At 75.4% G+C, this 14,060-nt stretch carries 10 protein-coding genes; 4 read left to right on the top strand and 6 right to left on the bottom strand.

The features are described 5' to 3' along the window. Positions 1–63 precede the first annotated feature (63 nt). Together mptB (ACY34I_RS04930) and mptB (ACY34I_RS04935) are read right to left on the bottom strand one after the other, a co-directional pair. Positions 64–1,563: a polyprenol phosphomannose-dependent alpha 1,6 mannosyltransferase MptB gene (gene mptB, locus ACY34I_RS04930; protein WP_462752854.1), complete on the bottom strand. Its 1,500-nt coding sequence runs from the start codon at positions 1,561–1,563 to the stop codon at positions 64–66. Between the two features lie 12 nt (positions 1,564–1,575). Further along, a complete protein-coding gene (gene mptB, locus ACY34I_RS04935; RefSeq protein WP_462752996.1) occupies positions 1,576–2,979 on the bottom strand; it encodes a polyprenol phosphomannose-dependent alpha 1,6 mannosyltransferase MptB in 1,404 nt (467 codons plus the stop codon). Between the two features lie 45 nt (positions 2,980–3,024). Between mptB (ACY34I_RS04935) and ACY34I_RS04940 the strand changes: the two genes are divergently transcribed. Then, positions 3,025–4,662 carry a hypothetical protein gene (locus tag ACY34I_RS04940; RefSeq protein WP_462752856.1) on the top strand — a complete coding sequence of 546 codons (1,638 nt, stop codon included), beginning with the start codon at positions 3,025–3,027 and terminating at the stop codon, positions 4,660–4,662. Positions 4,663–5,029: 367 nt separating this feature from the next. On the opposite strand, the gene ACY34I_RS04945 is transcribed toward ACY34I_RS04940, so the two are convergent. Together ACY34I_RS04945 and ACY34I_RS04950 are read right to left on the bottom strand one after the other, a co-directional pair. Next, a complete protein-coding gene (locus ACY34I_RS04945; RefSeq protein WP_462752858.1) occupies positions 5,030–8,062 on the bottom strand; it encodes a bifunctional [glutamine synthetase] adenylyltransferase/[glutamine synthetase]-adenylyl-L-tyrosine phosphorylase in 3,033 nt (1,010 codons plus the stop codon). Between the two features lies 1 nt (position 8,063). Then, positions 8,064–8,855, bottom strand: a complete 792-nt coding sequence (locus ACY34I_RS04950) for a type 1 glutamine amidotransferase (RefSeq protein ID WP_462752998.1) — start codon at positions 8,853–8,855, stop codon at positions 8,064–8,066. A 465-nt stretch (positions 8,856–9,320) separates the two neighbouring features. Between ACY34I_RS04950 and ACY34I_RS04955 the strand changes: the two genes are divergently transcribed. From ACY34I_RS04955 to ACY34I_RS04965, 3 genes are all read left to right on the top strand, one after another. Next, entirely contained in the window at positions 9,321–11,030 is a 1,710-nt protein-coding gene (locus ACY34I_RS04955) for a zinc ribbon domain-containing protein (protein WP_462753000.1), read from the top strand. Between the two features lie 178 nt (positions 11,031–11,208). Next, a complete protein-coding gene (locus ACY34I_RS04960) occupies positions 11,209–12,084 on the top strand; it encodes a S66 peptidase family protein (protein WP_462753002.1) in 876 nt (291 codons plus the stop codon). A 123-nt stretch (positions 12,085–12,207) separates the two neighbouring features. Continuing rightward, positions 12,208–12,699, top strand: coding sequence for a hypothetical protein (locus ACY34I_RS04965; RefSeq protein WP_462752860.1), 492 nt, complete (start codon positions 12,208–12,210; stop codon positions 12,697–12,699). A gap of 180 nt (positions 12,700–12,879) precedes the next feature. Here the strand turns inward: ACY34I_RS04965 and ACY34I_RS04970 are convergent, their stop codons facing one another. Then, positions 12,880–13,254, bottom strand: a complete 375-nt coding sequence (locus tag ACY34I_RS04970) for a VOC family protein (RefSeq protein ID WP_462752862.1) — start codon at positions 13,252–13,254, stop codon at positions 12,880–12,882. A gap of 93 nt (positions 13,255–13,347) precedes the next feature. Next, on the bottom strand, positions 13,348–14,040 hold the full coding sequence (locus ACY34I_RS04975) for a helix-turn-helix transcriptional regulator (protein WP_462752864.1): 693 nt from the start codon (positions 14,038–14,040) through the stop codon (positions 13,348–13,350). Between the last annotated feature and the right edge of the window lie 20 nt (positions 14,041–14,060).

Raw genomic sequence — 14,060 nt, forward strand, 5'->3', positions numbered from 1 at the left:
CCGTCAGCACCGGCCGGGCCGGCTCCGCGACCGCGGGGCCGGCCCGGCCGGCTGCGTACGCCCTCAGCCCGCCCGCCGGGCCCGGAGCGCGCGGACGCCGCGGACCGCCAGCAGCACGATCAGGGCGGTCATCAGGATCGCGCCCGGCGCCTTGGTGAACCGGGCCAGGTTGGCGCCGTCCGGCAGGGTGAGGCAGGAGGCCACGGCGCAGGGCGCCACGAACCGGACGGTCCGGGCCAGCGACCGGGTCGCCACCGCGAGCAGCGCCAGCGGCCAGGTCGCGTACCAGGGGTGGAAGACCGGGGCGAGCAGGACCGTGGCGGCCAGCGCCAGACCCGCCCCGAGCAGCGCCACCCGGGGCCGGGCGGCGGCCAGCCGGACCACCCGCTGCGGGACGTCGTTGAGCTGGCGCAGCCCGGTCCACGCCCGCCACCAGAGCGCCACCAGCAGCACCGCGAGCAGCGCCAGCGCGACGGTCCGGACCACCGGCACCGCGTGCGGCTCCTGCCCGAACAGGCCGCCCGCGTAGTCGACCACGAAACCCACCGCGGTCGGCGGCGAGGTCCACTGCTTCGAGTCGCCGCTGTGCGCGAGGCCGCCCACCCAGCCCAGGCCCAGCCCGGTGGCCAGGGAGGTGACCAGCAGCGCCGCCAGCACGCCACCGGCCAGCCAGCCGGCGTCGCGCAGCAGCGCGCGCCACGTGTAGCGGCCCAGCACCGCGGCGAGCGCGGCGAACGGGAGCACCACCACCGCGACCGCCTTCACCGACACGGCCAGCCCGAGCAGCACCCCGGCCACCACCAGCGCCCGCGGCTTGCCGGGCCGGCGGACCAGCACCAACAGGCCGAACAGGAGCAGCCCGAGCCCCAGCGCGTCGTTGTGCGCACCGGCCACCAGGTGCACCCCGACCAGCGGGCAGGCCAGCGCCAGCCAGGCCGCCCGCCGGGTCGGTACGCCCACCGCCCGGGCCAGGCCGGGCAGGCAGAGCGCGGCCAGCAGCACCCCGGCCACCGCGATCACCCGCAGCAGCACGATCGCCCCGACCAGGCTGCCCCCGAGCAGCACCGCCAGGCCGGCCAGCAGCACGAAGAACGGTCCGTACGGTGCCGGGGTGGCCCGCCAGATCGGGGTCACCGCGTCGGTCCACGGGCACCCGGCCGCCGCCACCCCGACCCGGTACGGGTCGGCGCCGTGCGTCCACGACCAGCCCTGGCAGGCGTACGAGTAGACGTCCCGGCTGCCCATCGGCGGCGCGGCCAGCAGCGGCAGCACCCAGAGCCCGGCGGTCAGGTACGCCCACCGGGTCGACGGGGCACCCCAGCGCAGCGACCACCAGGCGCCGACCAACAGTGCCGTGCCGACCAGCCAGCAGCCGAGGGTCCACGGCCCGTGGCTGGCCTGCCACAGGCCGGGAAGGGTGGTGCGCAGCGGACCGCCGGGCAGCGCGCCGCCCAGCCAGCCGGCGACGGTGAGCAGCACCGCACCGGCGAGCCCGGCGTACCGAGCGACGGCGGCGGCGACGGGCCGGACCGGTCCGTCGGGCACCGCGCCGGGCTCACTCACCGCCGTTTCTCCTCAGTCTGCGGGCACCGGCTCCCGATCCGCCCGGGCCGACCGTATCAACCGGACGGCCACCACGATCACGAACAGCGTCATCAGGGGGGCACCCGGCATCTTGGTGTACCGGGGTAAACCAGTGCCGTCGGCCAGGACGAGGAAGGACGACACCAGGGCGACCATCGCGAACCAGGCGGTCCGTCGGGCCGTCGCGGCGAGCACGGCCAGGGGCCAGGTCCAGTACCAGGGGTGGAAGAGCGGGGACAGCGCGACCGTCGCGACCAGCGCCAGCCCGGCGTGCCAGAACGGGTCCCGGCGGCGGAACGCCCGGAACCACAGCCAGATCAGCAGCGCCCCGAGCACCAGCACGGCGAGCCCTCGGGTGACCGGCAGCGCGTCGATGTGTGCGCCGAACAGCGACGCCAGGTAGCCGACGGTCTGCCCCACCGCGGTCGGCGGCGAGGTCCAGGCGACCACGAGGCCGCCCTGCTCCAGCCCACTGATGAAACCGAGGCCCAGGCCCGCGGCCAGGGTCGCGGCCACCATCGCGGCCAGCGCCCCGCCGACCACCCACCCGCCGTGGCGGACCAGCGCGCGGATCCGGTACGCCCCGACGATGGCGGCCAGCGCCGCGAAGGGCACCACGACCAGCGCGGTGACCTTGATTGCACCGGCCAGCCCGAGCAGCACGCCGCCCGCCAGCAACGGCAGCGGGCGGCCCGGCCGGGCGGCCACCACGGCCAGCCCGGCGGCGAGCAGGCCCACCATGATCGCGTCGTTGTGCGCGCCGGAGATCAGGTGCACGGGCACCAGCGGGCCGGCCAACGCCAGCCAGAGCGCCCGCTGCGGCGGCACCCCGCAGCGGCGGGCCAGCACCGGCAGGGCCCAGGCGGTCAGCGCCACCCCGGCCACGGCGAGCACCCGGAACAGCGCGACGCTGGCGGTCAGCGACCCGGCGGCGGTCACCAGCGCCCCGGAGATCATCACGAACAGCGGCCCGTACGGGGCCGGGGTGTCCCGCCAGATATACGAGATGGTGTCCAGCCACGGGCAGGGCAGGGCGGAGACGCCCTGTTCGTACGGGTTGATCCCGGCGGCGTAGCTGGCCCCCTGGCAGGCGTACGCGTACGCGTCCCGGCTGCCCAGCGGCGGCGTGGTCAGCATCGGCAGCAGCCAGAGCCCGACCGTGACGAGCACCCAGCGGGTCGACGGCACCCGGTCGCGGAGCGACCACCAGGCCCAGCCCAGCAGCGCTGTGCCGGCCAGCCAGGTGCCGATGATCAACGGCCCGTGCGGGCCCTGCCAAATGCTGACGGGGGTGGGGCGCAGGTCGCCGTGCGGCAGCGCGCCGCCGAAGAAGGCGGCCACGGCGAGCAGCACCGAGCCGACCAGCCCGATCCAGCGGGAGAGGTGGTGAGGCACGTCGGACATGCTGCCAGTACGGTGGGTCGCGATCGGGAGGTGGGCATGCGGGGCGGTCGGGTGGTGGCGGTGTCCGCCGCGTCCGCGCTCGTCCTGGGTGTGCTGTACGTCACCTTTCCCCCGCTCGGCTCGGACCTGTCGGCGCAGGTGGCCCGCGCCGGCTTCTTCGCCGCCCACGGGCCGGCGCTGGTCGACCTGCACTGGTACGGCGGCGTCCACCCGTGGGGCTACAGCCCGGTCTCGCCGCCGCTGATGGCCCTGCTCGGGGTACGCCCCACCGGGGCGGTCGCGCTGCTCGCCGCGGCGACCGCGTTCGCCGCGCTGCTGGTCCGAACCGGGGCGCCCCGGCCCCTGCTGGGCAGCCTGGTCGGGGTGCTCACCATCGCCGGCAACCTGGTCTCCGGCCGGGTGACGTACGCCCTCGGGGTCGCCGTCGGCCTGGCCGCGCTGCTCACCCTCACCCTGCCGGCCGGCCGGCGCCCCGGGTGGCCGCGCGGCGTGCTGGCCGGCCTGGCGGCCCTGCTCGCCTCGGCGGCGAGCCCGGTGGCCGGACTCTTCGTCGGCCTGGCCGGCGTCGCGCTGCTGCTCACCCGCCGGTACGCCGACGGCCTGCTGCTGGCCGTCCCGGCCGCCGTGCCGCTGGCAGTGACCGGGCTGCTCTTCGGCGAGGGCGGCTGGATGAACATCAGCCGCACGGACACCCTGCACGCGGTGGTCAGCAGCCTGCTGGTGGCCGCGCTGGTGGCGTACCGGCCGGTGCGGGTGGGCGCGCTGCTGTCGGCGGCCGGGGTGCTGGCCGCGGCGTTGCTGCACACCCCGGTCGGGTTGAACGCCACCCGGCTGGTGGTGATGTTCGCGCTGCCCGTGCTGGCGGCCACCGCCCGGCTGCCCGGGTGGCTGGCGGGCCGCCTGCCGGCGCGCGCCCGCCCGGCAGGTGCCGTCGCCGAGTCGCGGGACGGCCGGGCCGGCCGGGCCGGTGAGCCGCGGCGGCGGGTGGCCGGCGGAGTCGCGCTGGCCGCGCTGCTCGCGGCCGTCTGCTGGTGGCAGCCGCCCGTGGTCGCCGCCGACCTGCGCGCGGACGATCCCACCGCCGATCCGGCGTACTTCGCGCCGCTGCGGGCGGAGCTGGCCCGGCGTGGCCTGGCCGGCCGGGTGGAGGTGCCGCCGACCCGCAACTACTGGGAGGCGGCCCACCTGGGCGAGGTGCCGCTGGCCCGGGGCTGGCTGCGCCAGGTCGACATCGCCCGCAACCCGCTCTTCTTCACCACCGTGCCGGGCGCCGCCGGCACCGGCGTCCCGCTCACCCCGGCGAGCTACCAGGCCTGGCTGGCCGACAACGCCATCCAGTACGTGGCCGTCCCCGACGCCGAGCTGTCCTGGGTAGGCCGCCCGGAGGCCGATCTGATCGGCGGCGGGCTGCCGTACCTCACCGAGGTCTGGTCGGACGCGCACTGGCGGCTGTACGCCGTGGCCGACCCCACCCCGCTGGTGGGTGCCCCCGGCGAACTCGTCCGGCAGGACGCGGCCGCGGTGACCTTCCGCGTGCCGGGTCCCGGCCGGGTGCCGGTCCGAATCAGGCACGACCGCTGGCTGACCGTCACCGGCGGCGCGACCGTCACCGCCGACGGAACGTGGACGGTGGTGACCGTGCCGCGCGCCGGCACCTACACCCTCGGCAGCTGACCCCGACCCGACCTGGCCCGCGACCGTGGTCGACTCCGGTTGCGGGATGCGGCGGTGTCCTGGCTTCCGGAAACCGCCGTTTAGGGGACCTGGAGTGGTTCACCCCGCCGGCAGCCAGCCGACAGGTGACTCCTCACAAGCTACGAACTTGATGACGTGAACGATTCGGCTCAGCCGCACTGCCCCGGCGGCCTCCGGCGGCGTCGGCGTACGCATCTGTGCCCGGCCAGGCGATTCATTCACGTCATCAAGTTCATAGGCGCAGAAGGGGGCGGTCGGCCTCGCGACCCGGGCTTACCCGGCCGTCCGTCCCGCAATCCCGGGAGTCCTGCAACGACCCCGTCGGCGGGCCCGCCGACGGGAGCCGTCAGCCCGGGGTGTCCAGCACCCGTTGCATGGCCGCCCGGGAGCGGCGGCCGGTGCGCAGATACTCGTCGAGGAACTCGCCGGGGTCGTCCCGGCCGAGCAGGCGTACCACCCCGGCCAGCTCGACCCCGTGCCGCGGGAGCTGGTCCCCGGCCCGGCCGCGGACCAGCATCAGCGCGTTGCGGACCTGCGCCGCGAGCGTCCAGCCGGCGGCCATCTCCGCCGCGTCTTCCGGGTCGACCAGCCCGGCGTCCCGGGCGGCGGCGAGGGCGTCGAGGGTACGGGTGTCGCGCAGCGCGGGCAGCCGGCCGGCGTGCCGGAGCTGGAGCAGCTGCACCGCCCACTCGACGTCGGCGAGGCCGCCCCGGCCCAGTTTGGTGTGGGTGGCCGGGTCGGCGCCCCGGGGCAGCCGCTCCGCCTCCACCCGGGCCTTGATCCGGCGAATCTCCACCACCTGCTCGCGGGTCAGACCGTCGGCCGGGTACCGGACCGGATCGATCATCGCCTCGAACTCGGCGCCCAGGTCCGCGTCGCCGCACACGAACCGGGCCCGCAGCAGCGCCTGCGCCTCCCACACCTTCGACCAGCGGGCGTAGTACTGGGCGTACGCGGCGAGGCTGCGGACCAGTGGACCCTGCCGGCCCTCCGGGCGCAGGTCGGCGTCGACGCCGAGCGGCGGGTCGGGGGCCGGCGCGGAGAGCAGCCGGCGCAGCTCCTCGGCGATGGCGTGGGCGGCGCCGCTGGCCGTGCCCTCGTCCAGCCCCGGGGGCGGGTCGTAGACGAAGAGCACGTCGGCGTCGGAGAGGTAGTTCGACTCGTACCCGCCGAGCCGGCCCATGCCGATCACCGCGAAGCGCAGCCCGGGCGGCGCCGGCTGCGCGGCCCGGGCGGCCCGCAGCGCGGCGGCCAGGGTGGCGTCGGTGACGTCGGCGAGCGCGGTGCCGACCGTGCGGACGTCGGCGAGGGTGGGTGGCCCGTCGGGGCGTGCGCCGGCCTCGGCGGCACGCGGCGGGCGCGGGGTGAGCACGCCGGCCCGGCTGAGCACGTCGGCGCAGGCGAGCCGGAGCAGCTCCCGACGGCGCAGCGCGCGCACCGCCCGGGCGGCCTCGACCGGGTCGTCGTGCCGCCCGGCCGCCGCGGCGAAGCCCTCGCAGAGCACCTCCCGGGGCCGTGGGGTCAGCTCGGTGTCCTCGGCCAGCAGCCGCAGTGCCTCCGGCTCGCGGGCCAGCAGGTCGGCGGCGTACCGGGAGGAGGAGAGCACCCGGGCCAGGCGGCGGGCCACCGGCCCCTCGTCGCGCAGCAGCCGCAGGTACCAGGGCGTGCTGCCGAGCTTGTCGGAGACCTGCCGGTAGTTGAGCAGCCCGCGGTCCGGCTCCGGCGCGTCGGCGAACTCGCTGAGCAGCACCGGCAGCAGGGTGCGCTGGATGGCGGCGGTGCGGCTCACCCCGCCGGTGAGGGCCTCGAGGTGGCGCAGCGCCCCGGCCGGGTCGGCGAACCCGAGGATCTCCAGCCGGTGCCGGGCCGCCTCGGGGGTCAGCCGCAGCCCGTCGGCCGGCACCCGGGCCACCGACTCCAGCAGCGGCCGGTACAGCAGCTTCGCGTGCAGCCGGCGTACCTCGGTGGCGTGGGTGACCCACTCGGCGCGGAACTCCTCGACGGCGCTGCGGCCCGGGGTGGCCTGGTAGTCGAGCGCGGCGGCCAGCCAGCGCAGCGGGGCCGGCTCGGTCGGCACGGTGTGGGTACGCCGCAGGTGCTGGAGCTGGAGCCGATGCTCGACGGCGCGCAGGAAGCGGTAGCCGCGCAGCAGCGCCTCCCCGTCGGCCCGGCCGACGTAGCCGCCGGCGACCAGGGCGCGCAACGCCGGGATGGTGCCCGGCGCCCGCAGCGACTCGTCGCCCCGGCCGTGCACGAGCTGGAGCAGCTGGACGGCGAACTCGATGTCCCGCAGCCCGCCCGGACCCCGTTTGATCTCGCGTTCCAGCTCCTTCGGCGGGATGTTCTCGATGATCCGGCGGCGCATCGCGCGGACGTCCTCGACGGCCTCGGGCCGTTCCGCCGCGGTCCACACCAGCGGCGCGAGCTGGTCGATCCACTCCCGGGCCAGCGCCAGGTCACCCGCCGCCGGCCGGGCCTTGAGCAGCGCCTGGAACTCCCAGGTCCGGGCCCAGCGCCGGTAGTAGGCCAGGTGGCTGGCGAGGGTACGCACCAGCGGGCCGCGGTTGCCCTCCGGGCGCAGCGCGGCGTCGACCGGCCAGGCGACCAGCCCGCAGACCTCGATCAGCCGGGTGGCGACCTGGGTCGCGGCGGTCAGGTCGTCGTCCTCGGCCGCCACGAAGATGACGTCCACGTCGGAGACGTAGTTCAGCTCGTCGCCGCCGGCCTTGCCCATCGCCACCACGGCCAGCCGGGGCCGGGGCGCCCCGCCGGGCAGCTCGTCCACGGCGATCCGGTAGGCGGCGGCGAGGGTGGCGTCGGCGAGCGCGGAGAGCGCCGCCATGGTCTGCTCCAGGCCGCGCCCGCCGGTCAGGTCGGCCGCCGCGATCCGCAGCAGCGCCAGCCGGTACGCCTGCCGCAGCACGGGAACCGGGCCGGTGGCGGCGGTCAGCCGGGCGGCGGTGGCCAGGTCGAGCTGGCCCTCCGCGGCGGGGGCGAGCCCGTCCGGCTCGGTGGCCAGCACCGTCCACTGCGCCGGGTTGGCGACCAGATGGTCGCCGAGCGCCGACGAGGCGCCCAGCACGGCGGTCAGCCGGCGGCGCAGCCCCGGGTCGGCGTACAGGGCGTCGAGCACGGCCGGCTTGCCGCTGACCCGCCCTTCCGCCTCGACGAGACGGTGCAGCTGGCGCAGGGCGAGGTCCGGGTCGGCCGCCCGTGAGAGCCCGGCCAGCAGCTCGGCGGCCCGCTCGTCGGTGGGCTCCTGGGTGTCCGGCCGCCACAGTCCCAGGCCGTCCGGACCGAGCAGGTCGGCCGCCCGCGCCCGGCCGTCGCCCTCGGCGAAGCCGTACCGGGCGAGGCGGCCCCTGGTCGGTCGGGTCATCTCAGTGCCCGAGCAGCGGCAGGCTGCGGCGCGGGGCGTCGTCGTCCAGCTCGCCGAGGGCGAGGGCGGCGAACCGGACGGCGAACGGCTGCCAGACCTCCTCGACGTCGGCCATCACCCGGTCGCAGGCGGCCACCACCAGCTCCGGGTCGTAGCCCAGCTCAGCCAGCAGCGTCGAGTCGCGGGCCCAGTCGGCGATCATCTCGGTGTCGCACTCGATGTGGAACTGCAGCCCCCAGGCCCGGTCACCGAGCCGGAACGCCTGGTGCGGATGGCGGGTGGAGGCCGCGAGCAGGGTGGCCCCGTGCGGCAGCTCGGTGATCTCGTCGGAGTGCCACTGGAAGACGTCCGGCATCAGCGGCACGTACCGGAAGAGCGGGTCGGTCTCGGCGGCGTCCCGCTTGCCGACCACGGCCGGCCCGACCTCCGGCCCGGACGAGCTCCGTTCGACCTGCCCGGCGTGCGCGGCGGCGAGCAGTTGCGCGCCGAGGCAGACGCCGAGGGTGGGAACGCGCTGCCGGACCGCCTTGCGCAGCAGCCCCTCCAAGGCGGGGAACCAGGGCGCGCCGGGGCTGCCGTCGGGCAGCGGGTACGCCTGCTGCTCGCCGCCGAGCACCACCAGCGCGGCGTACCCGTCGAGGTCGGCGGGGAGCTCGCCACCCGCGTGCGGGCGGAGCACCCGCAGCTCGATGCCCCCTTCGCGGAGCCACTCCCCCAGTCGGCGGAGGTCGTCGGTCGGGTCGTTCTCGATCACCAGCGCGGTCGCCACGACGTCGAGGCTATCCGGTGGCAGCGGGCACAGCCGGAACGGCTCGGCGCACGGCATGGCCGCGGGCCCTGTCAGTCTTTCGATCAGGGGATGACGTTGTTGGATGATTGGCGCCGCAGTGTGAGTGGGATCGCCAGGCATGATCGGAGATGATCCGGCCGCTTCTATCGAGGGCCGGGTGATCACGTCGGGTACGGGCCGGTATACGCCGTCGGCGAGGACTCGGCGGGGTGGCTCGGCTCGCACTGGCAGGAACGCGGCTGGTTTGGTCGGACCCCGCGGGTACGGTCCTGCTCGACGAAACCGAGCGCCCGGGCGGCGGGAAGGGTGGCAATGAGTTCTGTTGCATCCCCGTCTGCGCCTGCCTCTCGGCGGACGCAGGGCAGGTCGAAGGCGAGGAACTGGCGGCGGGACCCGGATGGCCCGTGCGCAGTGATCCGCCTGGGCCTTGACGCGTCGAATAGCCGGTCGCGTGCTCGGTTGGAGCGGATGTTCGCCGCGACGTTTCAGTTGCGGCGGGCGCTGCAAGCGCAGGCCCGGTCGCCGGTGGACGCGTTGTGGGCGGCGTCCCGGCTGCGTGAGCGCGATCTGGCGGGAGCACGTGCGCGGTTCGAGCTGACACGTGCGGCCCTGGAGACGGCTGCTTACCGGCATGTCGAAGCGGCCGGGTGGTTGCGGCATCACGTGACCAAGGCCATCGCGATGCACCTGGCCGACGAGGTGTGGCAGACCTGCGACCGTCATCTGTTCCCGGACAGGTCGGGCAAGCGGGCGGGCAGGCCGAGGACCGGCACTTGGTGGGACCACCGCCGTATTCCCGGCCGGGCCAGGTCGCACACGAAGCGGCGCACATGGGAGACGTTTCGGCTGGTCGGCGGTTTGGATGCGCACGCCTCCGCCTACCCACCGCGTCAACCCGACTCCGCGCTTTCCCAGCCCCGCGTGATGCCGACCCCGCCACGCCCTCTGAAGGGCTGGTGGGAGTACGACGGACCCCTCGCCGTCGTGTTCACCGGCCTGCCCGCAGGCGACCTGGTCCTGCCCGTCCGGTTGCCTCAGGGCGCAGGCCAGTGGGCGCGCCTACACCATTTCCTCGCCGATCCGACCATCTGGCACAAGATCGATCTGGTACGGGTGGAAGACCATCGTGCGTGCGGTGGCTGGCGCTACTACGCGCATCTGATGATTCTGGGCTCTGGGTGGACGAGTCCGGCTGTCGCGGCCAACCGTAAAGGCGCGCCACGGGATCGGGTCGCGGGGGTGGATGGGAACGTCAGCAACCTCGCCGTCGTCTCCATGCCCGCCAGCCCCTCCACCGACGGTGGACTTGCCAGTGACCATGTGGCCGTCACGCCTGAGCAGCGGGCAGCAGTCGAGAAAGCCCGACTGGCCGCCCGCCGCCGGCAGCGAGCCCTTGATCGCTCCCGCCGGTCGTCGAATCAGGCGCAGTACACGTTGAGCGTTCGGCAGGCCAGACGGGCTCGCCGCCGCCGGGAGGCGGGCCTGCCCGAACGGGCGGCAACCACCCCGGCGGGCACCCGGGTCAGTGACGCGGCCGGCCATCCGAAACGCGCCTACCGGCGGGATATGCTCAGCACCACCTACCGGCGGGTCCGCGCGCAGCATGCGCAGGACTCTCGCGCGATGTCGCAGGCGAAACAGCATCGCGCTCGCGACATCGCCCGCACGATCGTTACCCGGCACGGCAGCCACCTGACCGTCGAGCACACGGACATGCGGGTATGGGCGCGACGATGGGGACGCGGGATCGCCATGTTCAGCCCCGGCCAACTCGTCGCCGCCCTGCACGGCGAGGCCAGAGCCGCAGGTGGACGGATGCTGCGTGCCGGCACCCGGCAGACAGCTTTGTCGCAGCGCTGCCCCTGCGGGCACCGACAACGCAAACCCCTGTCCCAGCGCGAGCACAACTGCCCCCACTGCGGGCTGATCGGCGACCGGGACCTGGTGTCGGCGGCGATGGCCGCATGCGTGCGCTTGACCGACCCGGACGACCCGAGAACCGCCTACCTTGATGAGACTTCCGTTGCCGCACTGCGGCAACGGGTAGCAGGGCAGCAAGAGGCCCTGACCCGGTCAACCGCACCCACCCCCACAACGGCGGCAGGGACGGCAGCCACCCCTGCGGTGGCCTCTGCCGGGCAAAGACCACCCGCACCCGGACGTGCCACCCCCCGATGAGACCCGCCCAACTACGGGCGGGACCACGCGGGCACACACATCCGACCCCGCGGAACGCCCGCCCACAACGGGTACGGTCGTGAGCCGTAACCGACTCAACTCTTAGGCTGCCGTCGTGCCCACCGACGACGACGACCAGTGCCTACGCTCACCAGTCCTGCGTCCCGGCGACACCGTGATGCTGGTGTCGCCCTCCGGCCCGACCCGTCCCGAGCGGGTCGCCCGCGGCATCGAACTGCTGACCGGCTGGGGGCTGCGCCCGGTGCTGGCGCCGAACGCGTACGCCCGCCAGGGCTACCTGGCCGGCGGGGACGAGCTGCGGGCGGCCGACCTGAACACCGCCTTCGCCGACCCCGAGGTGCGCGGGGTGATCTGCACCCGGGGCGGCTACGGCGCGCAGCGGGTGGTCGACCTGATCGACATGGCCGCGGTACGCCGGGACCCGAAGGTGGTGGCCGGCTTCTCCGACATCACCGCGCTGCAGTTCGCGCTCTGGCGGGGCGGCCGGCTGGCCAGCGTGCACGGCCCGGGGGCAGCGTGGCTGGACGACCGCACCCCGCCCCGCTCGGCGGAGTCGCTGCACGCCGCGCTGATGACCACCGAGCCGGTGACCGTCGAGGCGGTGCGGGAGGAGGAGACGTACCCGGTCCGGGTGCCCGGCCGGGCCGAGGGCCGGCTGCTCGGCGGCAACCTCTGCCTGATCACCGCGTCGATCGGCACTCCGGACATGCCGGACCTGACCGGGGCGGTGCTGCTGATCGAGGAGGTGCAGGAGCCGCCGTACAAGGTCGACCGGATGCTCACCCACCTACGCCGCTGCGGCGCCCTGGCCGGGGTTGCCGGGGTGGCGGTCGGCCAGTTCACCGAGTGCGCGGACGGCTGGGACACCGCGGTCACCGACGTGCTCGCCGAGCGCCTGGGCGACCTCGGCGCGCCGGTCCTCGGCGGCCTGCCGATCGGGCACGGCGTCGGCCAGCTCACCGTCCCGGTCGGCACCCCCGCCGTCCTCGACGCCACCGCCGGCACCCTGACGGTCTCCCCCGCCGTCCGCTGACCACCCGCCCTGGCCCGGCGACATCGGATTTTCAGCGCGTTGACAGGGTCGCCACGGGTTCTCCCCAGCTCCACCCGTCACTGTCGGTGACGTCAACGCACCACCACCGAACTGGAGAACCGCATGATCCGCAAGATGTCGAGGAAGCACATGCTGGCCGGCCTGGCCGCCGCCGGGGTGCTCGGCGTCGGGATCGCCGCCCCGACGGTGGCGCTCGCCGACGACAAGAGCCCGAGCCCCAGCGCCAGCACCAGCACCAGCACCGACCAGGGAACGGACCGCCAGCAGCAGCGGGCCGACCGGCAGGCCGCGTTCGCCGAGGCCCTCGCCAAGGAACTGGGCGTGTCGACCGACAAGGTCACCGCCGCGCTGGAGAAGATCCGCGAGCAGCACCAGGGCGACCGGCCGGAGCGGCCGTCGACCGAGGACCGCCAGGCGTGGCAGCAGGAGCGGCAGGCCCAGCTGAAGGAGCGGCTGGACCAGGCCGTCAAGGACGGCAAGCTCACCCAGGAGCAGGCCGACGCGGTGCTGAAGGCCGTCGAGGCCGGCGTCTTCCCGGGCCCGGGCGCGGGCGCGCGCGGCCACCACGGCGACTGGGGCATGGCTGGCAAGTGACCCGGGTGGTCCCGCCGTCTCCTCACCGGCCGCTGTTCCCTCCCGGCCGGACCTGCCGGCGGGGCCACTCCTTGACTCCTCATCGGGCGCGTTTTCCGCGGCTTTGGGTGCGGTTGTTGTCGTCGGGGCGACAACAACCGCACCCAGAAGCGACCGGAGACGCGCGACGGGCGGCCGGGGTCAGGCCGCGGCGGGCGGGGTGAAGACGCCGAGGTGGTTCCCGGACGGGTCGAGCAGGTGCGCGAAGGTCAGCCCGCTCGGCGCGGTCCGCAGCGGCACCAGCACCTTGCCCCCGGCGGCCTCGGTCCGCCGGCAGGTCTCCGCCACGTCCGCCACCTCGGCGTAGAAGATCGCGTAGTTCGGCGAGTCGCCGCCGGTGGCCCGGATCGCGCCGCCGATCCCCTGCTCCCCGCCGGCGGTCGTCACCCGGTACGACCCGCCGTTGGCCGCACCCTGCTCCTCGAAGGTCCAGCCGAACAGGTCCGCGTAGAAGCGCTCGACCTCGTCCGGGCGGTCGGAGCCGATCTCGAACCAGGTGATGGGCGTGCTGGACATGCTGCCTCCTCGTCGTGCCGGCCGGTCGGCCGGCGTCGTCAGGAAGCAGCCTCACCCCGCTGCGCGACAGCGTCCTGTCGGTGTTTCCCGGACTCACACCAGACTGAGCGGGCGGACCCGCTCGTGGGGGATGTCGAGGTCGCCGGGGTGCAGCTCCCGGGTCACCGGCTCCGCCAGCGGGTGCACCGAGCGGATCCGGTCGGTGCGGAAGCAGCGCAGCCCGTCGCGGAGCCGGCACCAGGCGACCAGGTACCAGTGCCGGGGGCTGCCGAGGTAGGCCAGCGGCTCCACGTCGCGCACCGAGTCGGCGCCGGCGCGGTCGGCGTACCGGAGGCGGAGCACGCGGCGCGCGGTGACCGCGTCGGCGACGGAGGCCGGGACGGGGGTGGCCGGCCCGTCGCCGATCAGGTGCACCCGGCCGGCCAGGCGGTGCGCCTCGGCGGCGTCGGCGGCCGGCATCACCGCGACCAGCTTGCGCAGCGCCGCGCCGGCGGCCGGGGCGAACGGCGTGCCGGCCAGCCGGTGCAGCGCGACGGCCATGGCGACCGCCTCGCCCGGGGTCAGGTTGACCGGCGGCAGGGTGCGCGCCCGGTCCACCACGTACCCGCCGGTGCGGCCGGGCTCGGCCCAGATCGGCACCCCGGCGCCCTGCAGCGCGGCGATGTCCCGCTCGATGGTCCGGGCGCTTACCTCGAAGCGCCGGGCCAGCCAGCTGGCGCTGCGCGGCCGCGGCGACACCGCCCGCAGCTCCTCCACGAGCGCGTAGAGACGGTCGGTGCGGTTCACTCCCCGGAAGCTATGCCCGG

This window comes from Micromonospora sp. RTBAU3-60 (assembly GCF_054963695.1).

Coding starts and splice junctions, on each gene's coding strand:
- ACY34I_RS04965 (WP_462752860.1), top strand. CDS start 12,208: ATGATCCGCAAGATGTCGAGGAAGCACATGCTGGCCGGCCTGGCCGCC.
- ACY34I_RS04970 (WP_462752862.1), bottom strand. CDS start 13,254: ATGTCCAGCACGCCCATCACCTGGTTCGAGATCGGCTCCGACCGCCCG.
- ACY34I_RS04955 (WP_462753000.1), top strand. CDS start 9,321: ATGTTCGCCGCGACGTTTCAGTTGCGGCGGGCGCTGCAAGCGCAGGCC.
- ACY34I_RS04945 (WP_462752858.1), bottom strand. CDS start 8,062: ATGACCCGACCGACCAGGGGCCGCCTCGCCCGGTACGGCTTCGCCGAG.
- ACY34I_RS04960 (WP_462753002.1), top strand. CDS start 11,209: ATGCTGGTGTCGCCCTCCGGCCCGACCCGTCCCGAGCGGGTCGCCCGC.
- ACY34I_RS04940 (WP_462752856.1), top strand. CDS start 3,025: ATGCGGGGCGGTCGGGTGGTGGCGGTGTCCGCCGCGTCCGCGCTCGTC.